Source organism: Hanamia caeni, assembly GCF_003721595.1.
GTDB classification, from domain to species: domain Bacteria; phylum Bacteroidota; class Bacteroidia; order Chitinophagales; family Chitinophagaceae; genus Ginsengibacter; species Ginsengibacter caeni.
In genome coordinates this window covers 585,845-606,668 of the sequence record NZ_RJJR01000002.1, presented here as the reverse complement: position 1 = coordinate 606,668, position 20,824 = coordinate 585,845, and the positions used below count along the sequence as shown (strand labels likewise).

Below are 20,824 nucleotides of genomic sequence, written 5' to 3'. Positions count from 1 at the left end.
TTTACGCTGAATCTCTTTGATTCTATTAATAAGAGAATAAAAATTCGCGTTATTTTTTGTTTACTAATGCCGCTCTGTATGAAGGCTTAACCTGTTTCCAATTCATTTGTTTAAGTTTGAATATTCATATCTATTCAAAAAACTAATAAATGAAGAAGATTTTATTTCTGCCACTCTTTTTGATTCTGACAATAGCAGCATTTGCGCAAAAACATACGTTTGAAATAAAAGATGGCAATTTTGTGTATGATGGCAAACCGATACAGATTCATTCGGGTGAAATGCATTTTGCAAGAGTGCCTAAACCCTACTGGCGCCAGCGTTTGCAGATGATGAAAGCAATGGGATTAAACACGGTGGCCACGTATGTTTTTTGGAATTACCAGGAACTGTCGCCGGGAGTCTGGGATTTTAAAACAGATAACAGAAACATTGCTGAATTCATAAAAACAGCGCAGGAAGTTGGCTTATTTGTAATCCTTAGGCCTGGCCCCTATGCCTGCGCCGAATGGGAGTTTGGTGGGTATCCGTGGTGGTTGCAAAAAGAAAAAGATTTAGTGATTCGTGCTTATAACAAGCCATTTTTAGATTCATGCAAAACGTATATCAATCATCTTGCCGCGCAGGTAAAAGATTTACAAATCACTCACGGTGGCCCAATCATAATGGTGCAGGTTGAAAATGAGTTTGGTTCTTATGTTGCCCAGCGAAAAGATATTCCGCTGGAAGAACATAAAAAATACAGTGCCGCCATTAAGCAGGAATTATTAGATGCCGGTTTCGATATTCCGCTGTTTACATCAGATGGCGCATGGTTGTTCAAAGGTGGAACGATTGAAGGCGCTTTGCCCACAGCCAACGGAGAAAATAATATTGATAATTTAAAAAAGGTGGTTAATGAATATCATAATGGCGAAGGCCCTTATATGGTAGCAGAATTTTATCCCGGCTGGCTCGACCATTGGGCTGAACCATTTCAAAAAGTATCCACAGAAAGCGTGGTTAAGCAAACAGAAGAATATCTGAAAACAGGCGTTTCGTTCAATTATTATATGGTGCATGGCGGAACAAATTTTGCATTTACGAGCGGCGCTAATTATGATAAGAAGCACGACATCCAGCCGGATATAACCAGCTATGATTATGACGCGCCAATCAGCGAAGCAGGCTGGGCTACGCCAAAATATCTTGCGCTGAGAAAATTATTTCAGCAGAATGTTTCTTATAAAATCCCTCCGATACCGGCACAAATTCCTGTTATTGAAATTCCTTCTATCAAATTAAAAAAAGCAGTTGACCTTTTTGCAATAAAAGAAAAAATGAAGCCTGCTGTAAGCGATACCCCACAAACATTTGAAGATTTGAACCAGGGTTATGGCTACGTTTTATATAGTAAACATTTTAATCAACCTATCAATGGAAAACTGGAAATAAAAGGATTGAGAGATTATGCCATCGTGTATGTAAATGGCGAAAAAGCCGCAGAATTAAACAGGAATACAAACACTTATTCCTGCAACACTGATATTCCATTTAATGCAACATTGGATATCCTGGTGGAAAACATGGGAAGGATCAATTATGGCGCGGAAATAGTGCACAATTTAAAGGGCATCATTGGCCCGGTAACAATTGATGGCAACGTAATGGAAGGCAATTGGAATATGTACAAATTTCCGATGGATATGGAGCTGGATTTACAATCTTATCCTGATAATTACAAAAAAGACCAGCCTGTGATGTATGAAGGCAATTTTTCCTTATCAAAAACCGGCGACACTTTTTTAGATATGAGTAAATGGGGAAAAGGGATTGTTTTTGTGAACGGACATAATCTTGGTCGGTACTGGAACGTAGGGCCACAACAGACTTTATATTTACCCGGTTGCTGGCTGAAAAAAGGTAAAAATAAAATCACTGTATTTGAACAAATAAATTCCGGAGAACAAAAAGAAATTCATGGAATAAAAACGCCGGTTTTGGATGAGTTGAAGAAATGATTTGAAATTGTGATGCAGAATTTCGGTTTATCTGTTACTTGTTGGCGAATGGGATAACCTCCATACATGGTTAATTTAATTTAAATTTGAAAGTATAAATTGTTACTTATGGAAACTCTTACGATTGATAATAAAAAGTTTGTAGTAATTGAGCAAAAACAGTTTGAAAAGATTCAGTTGATAGCTGCACAAAAATTACCACCCGCAAAAAAACTCTCTTTGGCAGCAGGTAAAAAACATGCTTATAAACTTATTGATACATGGTCAGAAGAAAGGTAAGTATTCTGGAGCCCGCTGCTACAGCCGTGGCAGAGATAGCATGGTTTATTGAAAGCAAGGGTATGCCGCAAACTGCTAAAAAATTTGTTGATGATGCCTTTCTGTTTTTTGAAAAACTTTCTGATAAGAGAATCCTGCACAGACCTTGTAATTACGCCCGATGGGAAACATTGGGTTACCGATGTGCGCCTTTTAAAAAGAAATATATAATTGCTTATTTGAACCTTGATGAAGAAATTGTTATCTGTGATTTTGTTAGCTCAAAAATTATTATTCTGACGCGGGTGTTCATCCAATGGTGCTCGCTAATTAAAGAATATTTACTACGTCACCCCGCCCATCCTTCCCTGTCAAGACTGCGGTATTGAATAGCTTCTGCGAGGTGTTCTGGTTTTATTTCATCACTGCCGGCAAGATCAGCAATGGTTCTGCTCACTTTTAAAATGCGGTCGTAAGCACGCGCAGAAAGATTTAATTTTTCCATTGCCACTTTCAAAAGATTGGATCCGACCTGGGAAATCACACAAATTTCTTTGAGCATTTTGCTGCTCATTTGTGCGTTGCAATACACGCCAGGGTTGTCTTTATATCTTTCAGCCTGCCTTTCCCTCGCTTTGATTACACGCTCGCGGATACTCTCCGATTTTTCAAAATTTTGAGTTGACGATAATTCGCTGAAAGCAACGGGCGTTACTTCCACATGCAAATCAATCCTGTCGAGCAAAGGCCCGGAAATTTTATTCAGGTATTTTTGAACAGCGCCCGCGGGGCAACTGCATTCCTTTTCAGGGTGATTGTAATAGCCGCACGGACAAGGATTCATTGAAGCGACGAGCATAAAGCTGGATGGAAAATCCAGCGCCACTTTTGCCCGCGAAATCGTAACTTTTCTTTCTTCCATCGGCTGGCGCATCACTTCCAAAACGGTTCTTTTGAATTCGGGCAATTCATCTAAAAACAAAACGCCATTATGTGCGAGAGAAATTTCTCCGGGCTGCGGCATTCCACCGCCACCGACTAAAGCCACATCAGAAATCGTATGATGCGGCGAACGAAATGGCCGTTTTGAAATTAAAGTTGCATTCTCGGGAAGTTTCCCGGCAACGCTGTGAATTTTAGTAGTTTCCAAAGCTTCCTGCAAAGTAAGCGGTGGAAGAATAGTTGGCAAACGCTTGGCCAGCATCGTTTTACCAGCACCGGGTGGGCCAATTAATATCGCATTATGGCCGCCTGCCGCTGCTATTTCCAATGCACGCTTAATATTTTCCTGTCCTTTTACATCACAAAAATCTATTTCAAAATCACTTTGCGCATTGGCAAATTCTTCACGCGTATTTACGACGGTGGGTTGAATCGAATTTTCATCAATAAAAAAATCGATCACATCGTTGATGTGGCTTACGCCATATACTTTCAGCTTATTTACCATCGCTGCTTCCCGTGCATTTTCTTTCGGCAGAATCAAACCTTTAAATTCTTCTTTCCTTGCCTGTATCGCAATAGGTAACGCGCCTTTGATGGGGCGAATAGCGCCATCAAGACTCAGCTCTCCCATAATAACGTAGTCAGTAAGTTTTTCCGCATTCTCCAATTGCTCGCTGGCACCAAGCGTAGCCATTGCAATCGGCAAATCGAAGGCAGTACCGCTTTTGCGGATATCCGCAGGCGCAAGATTCACCACTACTTTTGTTCTTGGATAATGATAGCCATTAGCCTTGATAGCGCTTTCCATGCGCTCCAGGCTTTCTTTTACGGCATTATCTGCAAGGCCCACAATGGTGGTATATTTTCCACCGGTTACATTTACTTCTACTGTGATAGTTATAGCTTCTACCCCATAAACAGCGCTGCCGAAAGTTTTGACTAACATGAAGAATTAATTAGTGGAATGAAATTACAGAAAAAATATTTCTTTTCAGACCGAATAAACAGAATCACAGATTTTCCAGCAATTCAATCACTTTTTCTCTTTTCAAAATCAGGTATCCAAGCCTGTCGCTGCTTACGCCGTTTTTTAAATTATAATTAAAGACGAGTTTATCATCAGTGACCTCCGTTTCAAAATATTTAAAATCAATATTTGGATAGCCTTTCAGGCTTTCGCCGATTTCATAAAGATGGGTTGACAAAATAAATAAAGACTTTTTTATTTTGATAAGGCCCTCTACCACCACAGTGCTGCATTTCATTGCATCCTGCACGTTGGTTCCTTTAAATAATTCATCAATCAGGATTAGCCATTTTCTTTTATCATTTACCTTGATAATGGTATTTTTTACGCGCTGTACCTCATTGTAAAAAAAGCTTTCACCTTTTGAAATATTATCTACCACATTTATGTTGCTTAGCAAGCCATCAAACAAAGAAAGTCGCATTGATTCTGCAGGTACACCCAAGCCAATATGTGCCAGGAAAACCGCACTGCCTACGGACTTTATAAATGTACTCTTACCGGCCATGTTGGCGCCGGTTAAAAAAATGAAATTATGATTTTGATTTAATGCCACATCGTAAGCCACCGGATCTTTCAATAAAATATGATACAATTTTTTTGCATCCAGCACAGGTTCTTCAGTTGAAAGGAAAACAGGAAACGACAATTTATATTCTTTCACTGCCATGGCCATACCATACCATGCATCTAACTGCGAATAAATTTCTATAAGCTCAAAAAAATTTTGTTTATAATGATAACGGATATAGTATCCAAATGCCAGCATTTGTGTGTTAGAAAGATCTTCCGGCTTCTCATTGTCAATAACAATCTGAAATTGTGATTTTAAAATCAAAACTTCTGCTTTTTCTAACAGCCTTTTTAAATTCAATGGCACATTATCCGTCAAAAAAATCGAAACAATCTTTTTCATTCCTTTTATGAATTCAAAAGCATGCCCAACAGAATATTTTATCAACGAAAAATCTGGGCCATGTAATAATTTATACATTGCTGCAGTTATTGGCGTAGGTCTCGATGGTGGATCGTCTATAGAGCTTTCGTAAAATTTGTAAATCATAAGCACCGTGCCATTGCTTATTGAAAGTGGCCACTGTTGCTGCTCCCGGACGATGAGCTTTAAAGTTTCCTGTACGTTTTTGATGGATTCAATGTCATTTAAAGAATGGGTGAAAATATAACGTAACCTTTCCCGGCCACCCGTTGTTCTGGTAAGATTCAATTTATTAAAAACCGAAAATTCTTCTTCGCTGTTAAAAATAGAGAGGTCATTTAGCGTGGTTTTGTCTGTTTCCATTCAATCTGAATTTTGATAAAGCCGCTATTCAAAATAAAAATTCCGGATATTTATGGCTTTACTGTAAAGAGTAATTTAAAAATTAAACAACAATCTTTGCCCCTTGTTAGATTCATCAAAAGTTATATTCCATAAACTGCTCTCATTTGCCTCATTTGCAAACACGCAATTTCCATTTACGAAAGTATGCGTTATAGCTGCAGGAAATGTAGTTCCTGAAAGCGGGCTCCAGCCACATTTATATAAAATATTTTCCTTTTTTACAGTAAAGGATTGATTCAGATTCACCATCACCAAATCAGCAAAATATCCTTCGCGGATGAATCCTCTGTCTTTTATATTAAAACAGTCTGCAACAGCATGGCTCATTTTCTCAGCAATTTTTTCTAAAGACAACTTTCCTTCTTTATAATAAGATAACATCAAAAGCAATGGGTGTTGAACCAAAGGCAACCCGGCTTTCGCATTTTCATAAGGGCCTTGCTTTTCTTCCAAAGTATGTGGCGCATGATCCGTGGCAATTACGTCCAAATGGTTATCCAGCAAGCCTTTCCAGAGCGCTTCTTTATTTTCTGCGGATTTGATGGCCGGGTTACATTTAATTAGATAGCCCAGTTTTTCATAATCGTCAGCAGTAAAGTGCAGATGGTGGACGCAGACTTCTGCAGTAATTCTTTTTTGTTTTAAAGGAATTTCATTAGTAAATAATTCCAGCTCTTTTGCGGTAGTAATATGAAGAATATGCAAGCGGCTGTTGTATTTTTTTGCCAGCGATGCGGCAAAGGATGAAGATGTAAAGCAGGCATTTACATCCCTGATTACAGGATGGTCTGATGGCTGAAGATCGGGCTTTATTGCTTTAAGGTTTTTGTAGTTTTCTTTTATGATTTTTTCATCTTCGCAATGAGTGGCGATCAGCAACTCGCTTTCACTGAAAATTTTATGCAGCGCAGGTTCGCTATCCACCAGCATATTTCCCGTACTTGAACCCATAAAAATTTTAACCCCGCAAACATCATTTTTTCTCTTATTCATTTTTAATACTTCATCGGCATTGTCATTGCTCACGCCCATAAAGAATGAATAATTAGCCAGTGAACTTTGTTTGGCGATGTTGTATTTATTTTCCAGAAGCTCGTGGGTAAGCGCATTGGGAATCGTGTTGGGCATTTCCATAAACGAGGTAACCCCGCCTGCTACCGCCGCTTTGCTTTCGGTGTAGATATTGGCCTTGTGTGTTAATCCAGGCTCTCGAAAATGAACCTGGTCGTCTATCACTCCGGGAAATAAATGCTGCCCTTCACCATTTATTTCTGAAACTTTTTCTTTTACCGAAACAGAATTGTCAATTCTTTCAATTCGCCCGTTTTTTATATAAATATCCTTCTCAGAAATATTGTTTTCATTTACTATGGATATATTTTTAAAAAGATAATTTTGCATACCTTGAAATTTAATCAATAATACTTAACCCGATGCAAAATATAAAAAGAGTAATAACTCTGTTTCTATTTTTTTACCCCGCTTTTATTTTCGCTCAAACTACCTACCTCCCTGAAGGATCAAAACAATACCACATTCTTGACCGCCTCGAAATTAAAAACTGCCAAAATACAGAACTAAATTTTTCTACCCAGAAGCCGTACAGCCGCAGGTCTGTGGTTCAGGAAGCAGAATATATTGACAGTGTAAATAAGGAAATGGGTTCAAAAATTAATTTGACTTCCATCGATGAATACAATTTGCACTCAGTTTTAATGGATAATTCAGAATGGGTAACAGGTTCTAAAGAAAGTTTTCAAAGTAAAAAATCTTTGTGGAATACTTTTTATACCACGAAACCTAACCTGTTGGAAGTAGATACGAAAGATTTTTTTCTTGCAGTGAATCCCGTGCTGGACCTGCAAATTGGCGGCGAATCAGGAAACTCACAAAGCCTTTATTATAACAAACGCGGCGTTACCTTGCGTGGTCGAATTGCCAATAAAATCGGCTTTTCAACCACCATTACTGACAACCAGGAACGCGGTCCTTCTTTTTTTGAAAACCGTGTAGCTGAATTTAATGCCGTCCCGGGAGTGGGCTTCTATAAAAAATTTAAAAACAATGGGTTTGATTATTTTGACGGAAGAGGCTATCTCACTTTCAACGTGACCAAATACATTGATGTTCAATTTGGCTACGACAAAAATTTTATCGGTAACGGATACAGAAGCCTCTTCCTGAGCGATTTTGGCGATAGTTATTTATTCCTGAAACTGAATACGAAGATCTGGAAGTTTGATTATGAAAATTTGTTTATGGAGTTGATGCCGCAATTTAATAAGACAGGCGATAACTTATTAGACCGTAAATATGCAGCGATGCATCATTTAAGCATCAATATCGGCAAATCATTAAATGTAGGATTATTTGAAGGCGTGGTTTTTGGCAGAAAAAACCGGTTTGATTTTGAATACTTAAATCCTATCATTTTTCTTCGCCACGTAGAAGGAACCATCGGAAGCCCGGACAATGCTTTGGCAGGAATAGATTTTAAAGCTAATGCCGCTCATCATTTCCAGTTTTACGGACAATTGCTTTTGGACGAATTTCATGTTCATGAAATTGTAAAAAATAACGGTTATTGGGCCAATAAATATGGCTATCAGCTTGGCGCAAAATATGTGGATGCGTTCAATATTAAAAACCTTGATTTGCAATTGGAAACCAATCGGGTAAGGCCTTTCACGTATTCACATAATGACTCCGTTGCCAATTACACTCATTATAATCAGCCGCTTGCCCATCCCTTAGGCGCTAACTTCCAGGAATGGGTCGGCGTTCTAAAATATCAGCCTGCACCAAAATGGTATGTTGATGCGCGTGCTATTTATTACAAGCAAGGGCTCGATTCATTGGGATTAAATTTTGGATCAAATCCATTTGAATTATACACTTCACGCTTTAAAGATTACGGATATTATATCGGAGACGGCCAACAGGTGAAATGCCTGAATGCCTTGCTGAGCCTTTCTTACGAGTTTAAAGAAAACCTTTTCATTGAAGGCAGTTTGCTTTTCAGAAAATATACCGGTCTTGAAAATTCCAATTCATTTAATATAGGAATAAGATGGAACGCCGCACGAAGAGATTATAATTTCTAGAAGTAAGAATTTGACAGTGAACCGAGAAATAAGCTGGATTCTTATTAATACATAATAAGCGTAAATTTGGATAAATAGATCGATATGGAAACTTTAATTATTCAAACAAAAGACGCAAAAGAAATTGAATTGGTCCAGTCTTTTTTGAAACAAAATAAAATAAAGAGCCGCTTATTAACGGATGAAGCAAAGGAAGATATCGTATTAATTAAATTAATGACGGAAACTAACTACAATGAAGTTATTGATACAAATACATTTTTAAATAAGCTTCGAAACTGATGGATGTCATTATCACTAAGCAATTTGAAAAAGATACAGAAAAGGAGCTTTCCCCAAAAATGCAATTAAGATTAGCTGACATAATCGAAGAGTTACAAAAAGTTTCGAAACCTTCGGAAATTAATAATATTAAAAAGTTGAAAGGTTTTAAATCCGCTTACAGAATAAAAATGGGTGATTATCGTATCGGTTTCATTCTTGAAGATAACTTAATTAAATTAAGCCGAATCATGAATAGAAAAGAAATCTATCGCTATTTCCCTTAAATTTTTCTGTCTATTACTCATGTGCTGATTGAATAAACTTTGCCACATTATCATGCAATTGCTTAAGTGATTCAGGATGCAGGTACACCATATGGCCCGACCAATAATAATCGTATTCTATATTTTTTTGCAGGTTAAAAGGCATAGGAAGATGACGCATTTCATACACGCCTTCAAAATAGGGAGTGCCTAAATCAAAATATCCCATATTGAGCATTACTTTTAAGTCGGGGTTGTAAACCATGGCATGCGCCAGGTCGTTCATCACATTCGGAAAACCTACATACCCGCTTCTCTTCATATCCCACGGGCTAACATTTCCAAACGTTTTGTATTTCATCCCCTTTCCAAAATTTAATTCAGACCTCACATAGTTGTTGAAGGTGGCCGTAAACGCCGCGTCAATATAAGAATCCATTGGGTCATAGCGGGGTGTTTCTGCAAGCGGGTTCATAGCACTTCCTGAAAACCTGGAATCAAGCCTGCCTGTTATTTTACTTTCGTCTCCGAGAAGCTCATGTTCAAATTGAGGCCCGGTGACTCTTAAATTTGCTTTGCGTAAATATTTTACGGATAACCCGGTATAGTTATGCAATTTTTCAGCAATCTGGTTAAAATAATTTGAATCAATTATAGCGCCCTTTCGCAACGCAATGGAGTATTCATTTAAGGCAAATTCTTCTACTTCTTTCAGGAAGGGCTCCAGCTTTTCGGGCTGCTGAGGCAACTTATGATGATACCATGCCGTAGCTGCCATTGAGGGCAATGCCAAAACAAAGGGCTGATCATTGCCAGGATTATCGCGGGCTATATCACTCATGTTTGCGTAGGTCAGCAATTGAGAAAGTAAAATTACACCGTTGAGCCCCACTCCATCATTTTGAAGAAGGTCGGCTACTGCTGCGGATCTCAGGGTACCATAGCTTTCACCAAAAAGAAATTTGGGCGAATTCCACCGGTTATATTGCGATAAAAACTGAGTGATAAAATCACGGAATGCGCGTGCGTCCTGGTCGATGCCAAAAAAATCTTTATTTTCTCCGGCTCCCCCTCTTTCTTTCGTTATTACTTCGCCAAAACCCGTTCCCGGCGCATCGATAAAAACTAAATCACTCACATCCAAAAGGCTATAATCGTTGTTTATGGTTTTATAGGGAGCTTTGGTTCGTGAAGTATCTTTTAGATAAACCCTTTGCGGTCCCCATGCACCCATGTGAAGCCATATAGTAGAGCTTCCGGGGCCTCCGTTGTAGATAAAAGTAAGAGGCCTTGTGGATGCATCCCTCACATCACTTTGGAAATAAGCAACATAAGACATACTTAGTGTTGGCGAATCCACCTTATTTTTTAAAATAAGCATCCCGGCAACAGCCTTATAATTAATACGTTTCCCTTCCACAGAAACAGAATTTTCTGTCACGGATGTATGAGGCTTTTTATAATTAACTACGGTGTCTTTTTCAATATTAATTTTTACCGTCGTGTTTTCTTTTTTATTTTGGGAAAAAGAAGTGAACCCGTTTGCAACCAGCAATGCAAAACAAAACACAGTTTTTTTTAGTATCATAAAAGTGATGTTACTTAATTACAAATCTTGTTTATAATTATCTAAAGAAATTACAGTAAAGCAATAAATAGTTTTAAATCTGGTTTTATCAATCGAACAAATCCATGTGAAAGAAATAGCAAAGTAAAAGCTAAGAATAATTTTACATCGCAGCCAATTGCACTTTTTGCTGAAGCTCGATTACGCTTTCTTTAAACAGCACATCCGTATCCATCAAATCTTTTACGGTTTGGCAACTATGGATGACAGTAGTATGATCTCTTCCGCCAAAATGCTCACCAATAGTTTTCAATGAATTTTTTGTGAATGCTTTAGCCAAAAACATCGTAATCTGGCGTGCCTGCACAATTTCACGTTTTCTCGTTTTTTGAAGCAATTTTTCGTACGGTACATTAAAGTAATCGCACACCATTTTTTGAATGGTATCTATCGTGATTTCTTTGGAAGAAGATTTTATGAAATTCCTTAAAACTTTTTTAGTCAAATCAAGATCAATTTCCCTTTTATTCAGCGAAGATTGTGCCAACAGGCAAATTAAAGCGCCTTCCAGTTCACGAATATTATTTTGAATATTATAGGCTATGTATTTCACCACCTCCTTTGGCATTTCAAGGCCATCCGTTTTCATCTTTTGTTCCAGAATCTCAATTTTTGTTTCATAATCCGGAATTTGAAGGTCCGCGCTTAATCCCCAACGAAACCGGCTAAGCAATCTTTCCTGCACGCCTTCAAGGTCTTTGGGTGGTTTGTCAGTCGTAAGCACTAATTGTTTTCCGCTCTGATGCAGGTGATTAAAAATTGCAAAAAAAGCATCCTGTGATTTTTCTGCCCTGTTAAAGAATTGAATATCATCGATGATCAAGACATCTATTAACTGGTAAAAATGAATGAAGTCATTAATAGCATTATTCCTGCCATGGTCAACAAACTGGTTAATAAATTTTTCAGAGCTCACATAGAGGACTACCTTGTTATTATGCAGGTTTTTTACTTCATTCCCAATTGCCTGTGCAAGGTGTGTTTTTCCAAGCCCTACGCCGCCATATATTACTAATGGATTAAAAGAGGTGGACCCGGGTTTTTCGGCCACAGTTTTCCCGGCGCGCCTGGCCACGCGGTTACAGTTGCCTTCGATATAAGAATCAAATGTATAGGAAGGATTTAGCTGCGGATCAATCTGCATCTTTTTAAGTCCCGGAATTACAAACGGGTTCTTAACAGGATTCGTTATCACCAAAGGGAAATCCATTTCGTTGTTTGAATAAGATTTGTACCCATGCCCCGGCACATCCATGGTTACCGGCTTGTTTTTGCTGTTGCCGCTATCCATCATAATGCGATATTCAAGCCGCGCATTCTTTCCTAATTCTCTTTTCAAAGTCTTTGCCAAAAGATTCACATAATGCTCTTCGATGTATTCATAAAAAAACTGGCTGGGCACCTGGATGGTCAAAATATTTTCTTTAAGTAATACAGGCCTAATCGGCTCGAACCATGTTTTGAAATGCTGCCACTCAACTATATCCTTTATAATATTGAGACAATTATTCCAGACTGTTTCGCAAGCATTATCCATTATTACCTGAAGCTATTTTAATATGTTTTTGAAAAGGCTCTCCAGCGGGATTTTATTATAAAAATTAATACAAAATATGTTTGTAAAAATTTCGATCAACAACTCAGCGAATATCAAAAGAATTTGTTGAAAAAAAAATTTTTTATTCTCTTCCTTTTGACAGTGAAAATTAAAAAACACTTTCAAAAAAACAAATAAAAATGGAATAAAATTTCGCCACAATTTTAAAACCTAAGGCAGCATTGAATTAGCAGAATGCACAGGCGTATATTTAAAAAAAAATCAAACTTTTTTAAAGTGGTTTTTAATGTGGAAAAATTTATTTTTTATTCTTTTTACAGTGTGCAAAAAAATTTTTGATAAAACCAAACAAAACTGCATCTTTATTTGAATTGGAAATACCTTTAAATAAAATTTGAATTATTATGAGTTATGAATTAGCAGGAAAATTATTTGCCAAGTTTGACGCCGTTCAAAAAACTGAAACCTTCAAAACCCGTGAGTTCGTGGTTGAAAAATCTGAAGATATAAATGGCAAACTTATTACTAATTATATCAAGTTCCAATGCGTGCAAGACCGCACTGGCATTGTGGATCGCGTAAATAAAGGCGACGAAATAAAAGTGCATTTTAATATTAAAGGAAGCAAGTGGGAAAAGGATGGAAAGGTCTCTTATTTTAATAACCTGGATGCATGGCGCGTTGAACAAATTCTAAATCCTTCCAAAAATTCCGACGCGGATAATGAATACTTTGAGCCCCTTGATACTTTTACGTCATCGTCAGAAGAAGCGATTGATGACCTGCCTTTTTAGCAGAATGATTTGTGAAAGACAAACTTAATTATGCAACAAAAAATTACACTCAAATTGCTGCCCTCTGAGGCACAAAATGAAAGTGTAATTGCTGAACGCATTGCACAATTTTTATCGAAAAAAACCCGCGCTGTTTCGGGGTTTCAGATCATCAAAAAATCAATTGATGCCCGCGGCAAAAATGTTTGGATTAACCTGTTGGTGACTGCTTATATTGATGAGCCAATCCCTCCAAAAAATGAGCTGAAATTTGCGTTCAAAAATGTAGAACGCGCTGCCAAAAAAGTAATAATTATTGGTGGTGGCCCGGCAGGAATTTTTGCGGCTTTACGGCTTATCGAAAATGGGGTAAAACCTATCATTTTGGAAAGAGGAAAAGAAGTAAGAGCGAGAAGAAGAGACCTTGCCGTTTTAAACAAAGAAGGTATTATTAATCCTGAAAGTAATTATTGTTTTGGCGAAGGAGGGGCGGGAACTTACAGTGATGGAAAATTATATACGCGAAGCAGCAAGCGCGGAGATATAAACCGGGTGCTGCATCTTTTTGTGCATTTTGGCGCCAATGAAAATATTTTGTCCGATGCTCATCCCCATATAGGAACCAACAAGCTTCCGTCAATCATAACGGCAATGCGAAAATGCATTTTGGATTGTGGCGGAGAATTTCATTTTGATAAAAAGGTGATTGATTTTGTAATTGCACAAAACGAAATAAAGGCCGTAAAGACTGCTGATGGCGATGCATTGCATGCTAATTCATTTATTCTTGCTACGGGTCATTCTGCAAGAGATATTTTTCACTTACTACATCAAAAAAAGCTTCAGGTTTTAGCGAAACCTTTTGCTCTTGGCGTACGCGTTGAGCATCCGCAGGAGCTCATTAACTCCTTGCAATATGGGAGTCACAACCAGCAGCAGGAATTTCTTCCCCCCGCATCTTACAGCCTGGTTGATCAGGTGGAAGGGCGCGGCGTCTTTTCATTTTGTATGTGCCCGGGTGGTATTATTGCGCCCGCTTCCACCAATGAAAAGGAAGTGGTCGTAAATGGTTGGAGTCCTTCCAAAAGAAATAATCCTTACGCCAACAGTGGAATGGTGGTTCAGTTGGAAATTGAAGACGTGATAAAATATAATTGCGAAGCTAAAACCAAGCGGGAAGCGCAAATTAATTCCCCTTTTATTATGATGGATTTTCAAAAAGAAATCGAACAGCAGGCTTTCCAAATGGGTGGAGGGAAATTTGTTGCGCCCGCTCAGCGCATGGTCGATTTTACAGAAAATAAAATTTCTTCTACCCTTCCGAAATGCTCTTATTTACCAGGCGTAGCTTCAGTTTCCTTAAATGAAATTTTACCGCCATTTATTAACAATAGGTTGAAGAAAGCTTTTCAATCATTTGCAAAAAAATTACCCGGGAAAAATAAACAAACCGGATACTTCACTAATGAAGCTTTGTTAGTTGCCACAGAAAGCCGCACCTCTTCTCCGGTAAGAATTCCACGCGATGAAAGATTATTGCATCATCCTCAAATAAAAAATTTATTTCCTTGTGGCGAAGGTGCCGGCTATGCAGGCGGAATCGTAAGCGCTGCGATGGACGGCGAAAGAGTGGCAACGGCCTGTGGCAACTGATGTTTTTGAATTTATTCCAAAATAAAAATTAGCGATATTTCTTTGACTGCTGTCTTAAATACAATTTGTTAATTACACCAGCCGACCGTTGTAATTACTATTAATTAGTCCAGTCAAAAAACCTAATTACTATAAAGTTGGGAACGCGCATCTATTATAAATAGCTCTTCAAATAAAATATAAATCCTGTTTATTTGTCGGTTTACTGTGTTTTGCGATACAAATACCGCTCATAAAAGTTTACGCTATAAATTACCGGACTTTACCCCCGTTTAATATCTTCGCAAATTCTTTTTAGGGATATATTTCATTTTAAAAAATAAAAATGGCGATTCTTGAATTACAAAATTTGAAAAAATATTATGCCACTCAAAAGGCGGTGGATGATATTAGCTTTTCAATACCTGAAGGATGCATCTTTGGTTTGCTGGGGCCAAACGGCGCAGGAAAAACAACTTTGCTAAGAATGATCACGGGCATTTTTTATCCTGATTCAGGTAATATTATTTTCGAAGGAAAAAAATTTGACCCCGTTAAGGACATCCCAAAAATAGGCTACATGCCCGAAGAAAGAGGCTTGTATAAAAAGATGAAAATCGGGGAACAGGCTTTATATCTTGCTCAGCTAAAAGGGTTGAGCCGCCACGACGCGATGGAAAAAATAAAAGAATGGTTTGTAAAATTTGAAATGGAAAGCTGGTGGAACAAAAAAGTGAATGATCTCAGTAAAGGCATGGGACAAAAACTGCAATTCGTTACAACGGTTCTTCATCAGCCTAAACTTTTAATTCTGGATGAGCCCTTCAGCGGTCTTGACCCTGTAAATAGCAACCTGATAAAAGATGAAATTTTTAAGCTGGCAAAAAACGGCACTACCATTATTTTCAGTACGCACAGGATGGAGCAGGTAGAAGAAATTTGCGATAAAATTGTTTTGGTAAATAAAGGGAAAAAAATATTAGACGGAAGTGTGGCGCAGGTAAAGGATGATTTTAAAGAGCACATTTTTAAAGTGGGCTTCGATGAAGTGCCGGACGTGTTTGCCAGTAATTCTTTTGAAATAATAAACGCAAAAGGTAATTTCTTAAACGTAAAAATAAAAGATGGGCATAAACCTGCGCAGGTATTGCGGGAATTTTTAGATCATGATGCCTCCATCAATTTTTTTAATGAAGTATTGCCTTCCCTGAATGAAATTTTTATAAAACAGGTGAGCCAAATAGCGCAAACAAATAGTTAAGCACAAAAAACAAACGCATTAACCCATCAACGAATTAACATGAATAAGATCTGGCTGGTAATAAAAAGAGAATATCTGACTAGGGTAAGAAACAGGACTTTTATTCTCTCAACCATTTTACTCCCTTTATTTTTTATAGGATTCATTTTTGCTTCGGCCTATTTTTCTGCTACCAGCATGGAAAAGCAAAAGGTGGCTGTGTCAGACAGTAATGGTATTTTTAGAAATAATTTTCAAAGCACCGACCTGATTACTTATGAATTTCCTGCGGATGTAAATGCCAACAATTTCAAAGAAAAAGGCTATTCTGCTTTTTTGAAAATTCCGGATGATTATGGTTCTTCCTCCGATTCTATTGCCCTGATATCTACCAAACAGTTAGGCTTAGACGCAGAAGATAAAATAAGAGACCAGATAAACACAGCCATCCGGAACCAGGCATTTTTAAAAAATAATATTGATAAAAAAATCCTTGATTCAATCAACAACGTCAAAGAAGACCAGATGTATAATTTTAAAACCATTGTAAAACAAGGCGACAAAACTGAAAAATCCAACGCGGCGCTTTCTTATGGAATTGGCTATGGTAGCGGCTTTTTGATATACCTGACCTTATTTATTTATGGCGCAGCCGTAATGCGCGGCGTGATGGAAGAAAAAATGAATCGCATCGCGGAAGTGATCATCAGCTCCGTAAAACCTTTTCAATTAATGTTGGGTAAAATCCTCGGAATAGCGGCGGTTGGAATTACACAATTGCTCATCTGGATTGTTCTTATCGTTCTTTTATCTTCTGTATCTGCTTCATTTTTTTCAGCCGATACGTTGCAACATGCGCAGGCCATGAATACGATGGGCGCCGCAGCCAACAGCTCCGCCGCAGCTAATTTTATGAATGCCCGCAATGTATTTTTATCAGCCAACTGGGGACTTATCATTCCCTGTTTTCTTTTTTATTTTATCGGTGGTTATTTATTTTACGCTTCGTTGTTTGCAGCCGTTGGCAGCGTGGTAAATGAAGATCCGCAGGAAGCGCAATCATTGATGCTGCCCATCACGATGCCCATCATTCTATCATTCGTAATCATGGCCACTGCAGTTGGAAAACCGGATTCGCCGATTGCTGTTTGGGGAAGCATTATTCCTTTTTCTTCGCCAATTGTAATGATGGCGCGCATTCCATCAGGCAATGTGCCGGGTTGGCAAATATTGGTTTCGATGCTTTCACTGGTAGTCGGATTTATTTTGACTACGATGCTTGCTGCAAAAATTTACCGGACAGGGATTTTGCTTTATGGCAAAAAAGTTACTTTCAAAGAAATGGGGAAGTGGTTGTTTAGAAAAGCGTGATATTAAATTTCTTTTTAAAAATATAAAGGCTGATACCTACATTAAATGCTATCAACGTTTTTCATTGTAAAATAAAAATCCAGTTTATTTCTTTGTTCACTGACTATTGCTATTTTAAAAAAATCATTGGCCCAAAACCCATGCAAAAATCAATGGCGCAACAATCGTAGCATCGCTTTCAACAATAAACTTTGGCGTGTGAATATCAAGCTTGCCCCAGGTAATTTTTTCATTGGGAACGGCGCCGGAATAAGAGCCATAAGAAGTAGTAGAATCAGAAATCTGGCAAAAGTAACTCCAGAAAGGTACATCATGCCATTCCAGATCCTGGTACATCATCGGCACTACACAGATGGGAAAATCACCCGCAATGCCACCGCCGATTTGAAAAAATCCAAGGCCTTTTCCTGTTGACAATTCGCGGTACCATTCGGTAAGTTGGGCCATATATTCTATTCCGCTTTTCATCGTCGATGCTTTCAATTCACCTTTGATAACATATGAGGTAAAAATATTTCCCATGGTGCTATCTTCCCAGCCTGGAACTACAATAGGAATATTTTTTTCAGCAGCGGCCAGCATCCAGCTATTTTTCGGATCGATTTCATAATACTGTTCCAACACGCCACTCAGCAACATTTTGTACATGTATTCATGCGGAAAAAATCTTTCCCCCTTATCATCTGCTTCTTTCCATATTTTGAAAATATGTTGTTGCAATCTTCTGAAAGCTTCTTCTTCTGGGATGCAGGTGTCGGTCACCCGGTTGTAATGATTTTCGAGAAGATCCCATTCGTCCTGCGGAGAAAGATGCCGGTAATGAGGTACACGCTTGTAATGAGAATGGGCTACAAGGTTCATGATATCTTCTTCAAGATTTGCGCCCGTGCAGCTAATGATAGATACTTTATCCTGCCGTATCATTTCTGCAAATGATATTCCTAATTCGGCGGTGCTCATCGCGCCGGCCAGCGATACCAGCATTTTTCCGCCCGCATCAAGATGCGCTTCGTAACCTTTGGCGGCATCTATCAAAGCTGCGGCATTAAAGTGCCTGTAATTGTATTCTATAAATTGTGAAATAGGGCCTTTCGTCATCTTTTAAATTTTTGTGCAAAATAAATTTTTTTTAAGAAGTGAATTATTCTGCAACAGGTTTGAGAAATTAAACGGAAAATAATTTGTGGCGTTGATAAGTATCAGCCTATAGAAATGTTCAGGCAATTTTATAAAATACATTGTATTTTTAAATAGTTTAAACACTAAAATGCAAAATAAGGAAAAAGATATCCGCTGGATTCAACGGTTCCGGAATTTTAATAAAGCTTTGATTCAATTGCAAAAATTTATTGATAAAAAAAGTCTCAATGAATTGGAAGAACAAGGGTTGATAAAATCGTTTGAATATACGTATGAATTAGCATGGAATATTCTTAAAGACTATTTTGAATACCAGGGAAATACGTTATTGCACGGCTCAAGAGATGCGATTAACGAAGCTTATAAATATGGGATGATAAGCGATGGCGAAGCCTGGATGAACATGTTTAAAGATCGAAACAGAACTTCTCATACTTACAACGAATCCACCGCTAATGAAATAGCGAATAATATTCTTAAAACTTACTTTGGATTATTTATCGAACTAAGGCGAGAATTGGAAAAACGATTAGAAGATAATAAAAATCAACTTTTTTAAAATAATAAATAATGATCTACGGTTTAAAGGAAGAAACGGTAAATGAATTAAAAAAAATATTTTCCGGTTTTCCGGACGTGGAAGAAGTGATTCTATATGGTTCGCGGGCAAAAGGTAATTACAAACCAGGCTCTGATATAGATCTTACTTTTAAAGGAAATAATTTAAGCTTAAAAATTTTAAACAAAATAAGTTTGCAAATTGATAATTTGTTTTTGCCTTATACTTTTGATCTTTCTGTTTTTGAGCATATTGAAAATAAAGAGTTGATAGATCATATTCAAAGAATAGGACAAATTCTTTATCAAAAAAATTTGCAGGCACAAACACGATCTCATAACATTCATTCATAATTTTTTAAAAAGGATAAAATTGAAATTCCTCTTATTTGTTGCTGTACTGTTTAGCGCAAATATTTTACTTGCGCAAACCACCATTAACCGTGATGCAGAAATTGAAAATATGGTAAAGGAAGTTTCGGCTGATTCGCTTCAATCATATATCAATAGTTTGGTTTCATTTGGAACCAGAAATACATTAAGCACGCAAAGCAGCAACACAAAAGGAATAGGCGCTGCAAGAAATTGGGTGCTCAAAAAATTCAATGAATTTGCAAAAAATTCAGGAGGAAGATTATCTGCGATGATTGATACTACTACTATTGCAGCAGACGGAAGGCGTGTCGATGTTCCCGTTCTTTTGGGAAATGTAATAGCCACTCTTAAAGGAACGGATCCTAGCGACAAAAGAATTTTTATTATCAGCGGCCATTTGGATTCCAGGCGAACGGATGTGATGGACAGAACGGGAGATGCACCCGGCGCCAATGATGATGGCAGCGGAACGGCCGCTGCGATTGAATGCGCAAGAATCATGAGCACACATTCTTTTCCTGCAACGATTATTTTTGTGGCCGTAAGCGGCGAAGAGCAGGGACTTCTTGGTTCCACATTTATGGCAGACAAAGCAAAAAAAGAAGGATGGGATATTGCCGGCGTATTTAATAACGATATCATCGGAAGTAATAACAGCAACGAAACAAACATCATCAACAATACAAAAGCGCGCGTATTCAGCGAAGGTATTGCTACTGATGCGACAGAAAAAGATATTGCAAGAATCAAATCTTTAGGTTTGGAGAATGACAGCAAATCGCGTGAGCTTGCCCGATACATAAAAGAAATTGGTGAACGATATGTTGATCATCTTGAAGTCGTAATGGTTTACAGAAGGGACCGTTTTTTAAGAGGCGGCGATCATTTGCCTTATTTAAAAAACGGGTTCACCGCAGTGAGGATTACAGAAATGAACGAAAATTTTAATCATCAACACCAGGATGTAAGAAAAGAAAATGGAATTGAATATGGCGATCTTATTAAATTTATGGACTTCGAATATTTAAGAAAAAATACGGCGCTCAATCTCTGCAATTTAGCTAACCTTGCAAAAGCCCCTTCCGTTCCGGAAGCCGTAAAAGTTGAAGTGAAAAATTTGTCCAACAACACTTTGCTTTCATGGAATCCTCCGAAAACAGGAAACGCAAAAGGATATTATATTTTGATGAGAGAAACAACGAGCCCTGTCTGGCAAAAGAAAATTTTCACTACAAAAAATGAAATGACTTTGCCTTACTCAAAAGATAATTATTTTTTCGCGGTGCAATCTGTGAATGAAAGTGGAAATGAAAGTTTGATGGTGATGCCACAACCGTAAAAATTAAC

Annotated in this window: 19 protein-coding genes; 13 read left to right on the top strand and 6 right to left on the bottom strand. The window is 37.9% G+C overall.

The window, feature by feature from the left end; translation table 11 throughout:
• Positions 1 to 149 precede the first annotated feature (149 nt).
• From EFY79_RS05875 to EFY79_RS21280, 3 genes are all read left to right on the top strand, one after another.
• Entirely contained in the window at positions 150 to 2,000 is a 1,851-nt protein-coding gene (locus EFY79_RS05875; RefSeq protein ID WP_123119731.1) for a glycoside hydrolase family 35 protein, read from the top strand.
• 108 nt (positions 2,001 to 2,108) lie between these two features.
• Positions 2,109 to 2,279, top strand: a complete 171-nt coding sequence (locus tag EFY79_RS21390; RefSeq protein ID WP_158605158.1) for a hypothetical protein — start codon at positions 2,109 to 2,111, stop codon at positions 2,277 to 2,279.
• The gene (locus EFY79_RS21280) at positions 2,261 to 2,647 is read left to right on the top strand and encodes a type II toxin-antitoxin system RelE/ParE family toxin (protein ID WP_148041861.1); all 387 of its coding nucleotides are present in this window, start codon (positions 2,261 to 2,263) and stop codon (positions 2,645 to 2,647) included. The genes EFY79_RS21390 and EFY79_RS21280 overlap by 19 nt, the downstream gene beginning before the upstream one ends.
• Here the strand turns inward: EFY79_RS21280 and EFY79_RS05870 are convergent.
• From EFY79_RS05870 to EFY79_RS05860, 3 genes are all read right to left on the bottom strand, one after another.
• Complete coding sequence (locus EFY79_RS05870; protein WP_123119730.1) at positions 2,608 to 4,149, bottom strand: YifB family Mg chelatase-like AAA ATPase; 1,542 nt, start codon at positions 4,147 to 4,149, stop codon at positions 2,608 to 2,610. The two genes, EFY79_RS21280 and EFY79_RS05870, sit on opposite strands and share 40 nt — an antisense overlap.
• 64 nt (positions 4,150 to 4,213) lie before the next feature.
• Positions 4,214 to 5,530, bottom strand: coding sequence for a MutS-related protein (locus tag EFY79_RS05865; protein WP_123119729.1), 1,317 nt, complete (start codon positions 5,528 to 5,530; stop codon positions 4,214 to 4,216).
• Between the two features lie 75 nt (positions 5,531 to 5,605).
• Positions 5,606 to 6,973, bottom strand: coding sequence for a dihydroorotase (locus tag EFY79_RS05860; RefSeq protein WP_123119728.1), 1,368 nt, complete (start codon positions 6,971 to 6,973; stop codon positions 5,606 to 5,608).
• A 32-nt stretch (positions 6,974 to 7,005) separates the two neighbouring features.
• Between EFY79_RS05860 and EFY79_RS05855 the strand changes: the two genes are divergently transcribed.
• From EFY79_RS05855 to EFY79_RS05845, 3 genes are all read left to right on the top strand, one after another.
• Positions 7,006 to 8,676 (top strand): hypothetical protein, encoded by a 1,671-nt coding sequence (locus EFY79_RS05855; protein WP_123119727.1) that lies wholly within the window; start codon positions 7,006 to 7,008, stop codon positions 8,674 to 8,676.
• Positions 8,677 to 8,760: 84 nt separating this feature from the next.
• The gene (locus EFY79_RS05850; RefSeq protein WP_123119726.1) at positions 8,761 to 8,958 is read left to right on the top strand and encodes a hypothetical protein; all 198 of its coding nucleotides are present in this window, start codon (positions 8,761 to 8,763) and stop codon (positions 8,956 to 8,958) included.
• Positions 8,958 to 9,224, top strand: a complete 267-nt coding sequence (locus EFY79_RS05845; RefSeq protein WP_123119725.1) for a type II toxin-antitoxin system RelE family toxin — start codon at positions 8,958 to 8,960, stop codon at positions 9,222 to 9,224. The genes EFY79_RS05850 and EFY79_RS05845 overlap by 1 nt, the downstream gene beginning before the upstream one ends.
• Positions 9,225 to 9,237: 13 nt before the next feature.
• Here the strand turns inward: EFY79_RS05845 and EFY79_RS05840 are convergent, their stop codons facing one another.
• A complete protein-coding gene (locus tag EFY79_RS05840; protein WP_123119724.1) occupies positions 9,238 to 10,791 on the bottom strand; it encodes a S10 family peptidase in 1,554 nt (517 codons plus the stop codon).
• A gap of 142 nt (positions 10,792 to 10,933) precedes the next feature.
• Positions 10,934 to 12,367 (bottom strand): chromosomal replication initiator protein DnaA, encoded by a 1,434-nt coding sequence (dnaA, locus tag EFY79_RS05835; protein WP_123119723.1) that lies wholly within the window; start codon positions 12,365 to 12,367, stop codon positions 10,934 to 10,936.
• Positions 12,368 to 12,792: 425 nt separating this feature from the next.
• Between dnaA and EFY79_RS05825 the strand changes: the two genes are divergently transcribed.
• The 4 genes from EFY79_RS05825 to EFY79_RS05810 all read left to right on the top strand — a co-directional run bounded on the left by EFY79_RS05825 (position 12,793) and on the right by EFY79_RS05810 (position 17,404).
• Positions 12,793 to 13,182, top strand: a complete 390-nt coding sequence (locus EFY79_RS05825; protein ID WP_123119721.1) for a DUF3127 domain-containing protein — start codon at positions 12,793 to 12,795, stop codon at positions 13,180 to 13,182.
• Between the two features lie 30 nt (positions 13,183 to 13,212).
• Complete coding sequence (locus EFY79_RS05820) at positions 13,213 to 14,814, top strand: NAD(P)/FAD-dependent oxidoreductase (RefSeq protein ID WP_123119720.1); 1,602 nt, start codon at positions 13,213 to 13,215, stop codon at positions 14,812 to 14,814.
• 325 nt (positions 14,815 to 15,139) lie between these two features.
• On the top strand, positions 15,140 to 16,054 hold the full coding sequence (locus EFY79_RS05815; protein WP_123119719.1) for an ABC transporter ATP-binding protein: 915 nt from the start codon (positions 15,140 to 15,142) through the stop codon (positions 16,052 to 16,054).
• A 39-nt stretch (positions 16,055 to 16,093) separates the two neighbouring features.
• Positions 16,094 to 17,404, top strand: a complete 1,311-nt coding sequence (locus EFY79_RS05810; RefSeq protein WP_123119718.1) for an ABC transporter permease — start codon at positions 16,094 to 16,096, stop codon at positions 17,402 to 17,404.
• Between the two features lie 123 nt (positions 17,405 to 17,527).
• On the opposite strand, the gene EFY79_RS05805 is transcribed toward EFY79_RS05810, so the two are convergent.
• On the bottom strand, positions 17,528 to 18,502 hold the full coding sequence (locus EFY79_RS05805) for a deoxyhypusine synthase family protein (RefSeq protein WP_123119717.1): 975 nt from the start codon (positions 18,500 to 18,502) through the stop codon (positions 17,528 to 17,530).
• Between the two features lie 169 nt (positions 18,503 to 18,671).
• Here EFY79_RS05805 and EFY79_RS05800 point away from each other — a divergent pair, with 169 nt between their 5' ends.
• The 3 genes from EFY79_RS05800 to EFY79_RS05790 are packed head-to-tail and all read left to right on the top strand — an operon-like array spanning position 18,672 to position 20,816.
• Positions 18,672 to 19,103, top strand: a complete 432-nt coding sequence (locus tag EFY79_RS05800) for a nucleotidyltransferase substrate binding protein (RefSeq protein WP_123119716.1) — start codon at positions 18,672 to 18,674, stop codon at positions 19,101 to 19,103.
• Between the two features lie 11 nt (positions 19,104 to 19,114).
• Entirely contained in the window at positions 19,115 to 19,456 is a 342-nt protein-coding gene (locus tag EFY79_RS05795; RefSeq protein WP_123119715.1) for a nucleotidyltransferase domain-containing protein, read from the top strand.
• A gap of 19 nt (positions 19,457 to 19,475) precedes the next feature.
• Positions 19,476 to 20,816 (top strand): M20/M25/M40 family metallo-hydrolase, encoded by a 1,341-nt coding sequence (locus tag EFY79_RS05790; RefSeq protein WP_233577929.1) that lies wholly within the window; start codon positions 19,476 to 19,478, stop codon positions 20,814 to 20,816.
• The last annotated feature ends 8 nt before the right edge of the window (positions 20,817 to 20,824 follow it).

Excerpts from the sequence above, each read along its gene's own strand:
- EFY79_RS05875 (WP_123119731.1), top strand. The coding sequence starts at position 150 with ATGAAGAAGATTTTATTTCTGCCACTCTTTTTGATTCTGACAATAGCA.
- EFY79_RS21390 (WP_158605158.1), top strand. The coding sequence starts at position 2,109 with ATGGAAACTCTTACGATTGATAATAAAAAGTTTGTAGTAATTGAGCAA.
- EFY79_RS21280 (WP_148041861.1), top strand. The coding sequence starts at position 2,261 with ATGGTCAGAAGAAAGGTAAGTATTCTGGAGCCCGCTGCTACAGCCGTG.
- EFY79_RS05870 (WP_123119730.1), bottom strand. The coding sequence starts at position 4,149 with ATGTTAGTCAAAACTTTCGGCAGCGCTGTTTATGGGGTAGAAGCTATA.
- EFY79_RS05865 (WP_123119729.1), bottom strand. The coding sequence starts at position 5,530 with ATGGAAACAGACAAAACCACGCTAAATGACCTCTCTATTTTTAACAGC.
- EFY79_RS05860 (WP_123119728.1), bottom strand. The coding sequence starts at position 6,973 with ATGCAAAATTATCTTTTTAAAAATATATCCATAGTAAATGAAAACAAT.
- EFY79_RS05855 (WP_123119727.1), top strand. The coding sequence starts at position 7,006 with ATGCAAAATATAAAAAGAGTAATAACTCTGTTTCTATTTTTTTACCCC.
- EFY79_RS05850 (WP_123119726.1), top strand. The coding sequence starts at position 8,761 with ATGGAAACTTTAATTATTCAAACAAAAGACGCAAAAGAAATTGAATTG.
- EFY79_RS05845 (WP_123119725.1), top strand. The coding sequence starts at position 8,958 with ATGGATGTCATTATCACTAAGCAATTTGAAAAAGATACAGAAAAGGAG.
- EFY79_RS05840 (WP_123119724.1), bottom strand. The coding sequence starts at position 10,791 with ATGATACTAAAAAAAACTGTGTTTTGTTTTGCATTGCTGGTTGCAAAC.
- dnaA (WP_123119723.1), bottom strand. The coding sequence starts at position 12,367 with ATGGATAATGCTTGCGAAACAGTCTGGAATAATTGTCTCAATATTATA.
- EFY79_RS05825 (WP_123119721.1), top strand. The coding sequence starts at position 12,793 with ATGAGTTATGAATTAGCAGGAAAATTATTTGCCAAGTTTGACGCCGTT.
- EFY79_RS05820 (WP_123119720.1), top strand. The coding sequence starts at position 13,213 with ATGCAACAAAAAATTACACTCAAATTGCTGCCCTCTGAGGCACAAAAT.
- EFY79_RS05815 (WP_123119719.1), top strand. The coding sequence starts at position 15,140 with ATGGCGATTCTTGAATTACAAAATTTGAAAAAATATTATGCCACTCAA.
- EFY79_RS05810 (WP_123119718.1), top strand. The coding sequence starts at position 16,094 with ATGAATAAGATCTGGCTGGTAATAAAAAGAGAATATCTGACTAGGGTA.
- EFY79_RS05805 (WP_123119717.1), bottom strand. The coding sequence starts at position 18,502 with ATGACGAAAGGCCCTATTTCACAATTTATAGAATACAATTACAGGCAC.
- EFY79_RS05800 (WP_123119716.1), top strand. The coding sequence starts at position 18,672 with ATGCAAAATAAGGAAAAAGATATCCGCTGGATTCAACGGTTCCGGAAT.
- EFY79_RS05795 (WP_123119715.1), top strand. The coding sequence starts at position 19,115 with ATGATCTACGGTTTAAAGGAAGAAACGGTAAATGAATTAAAAAAAATA.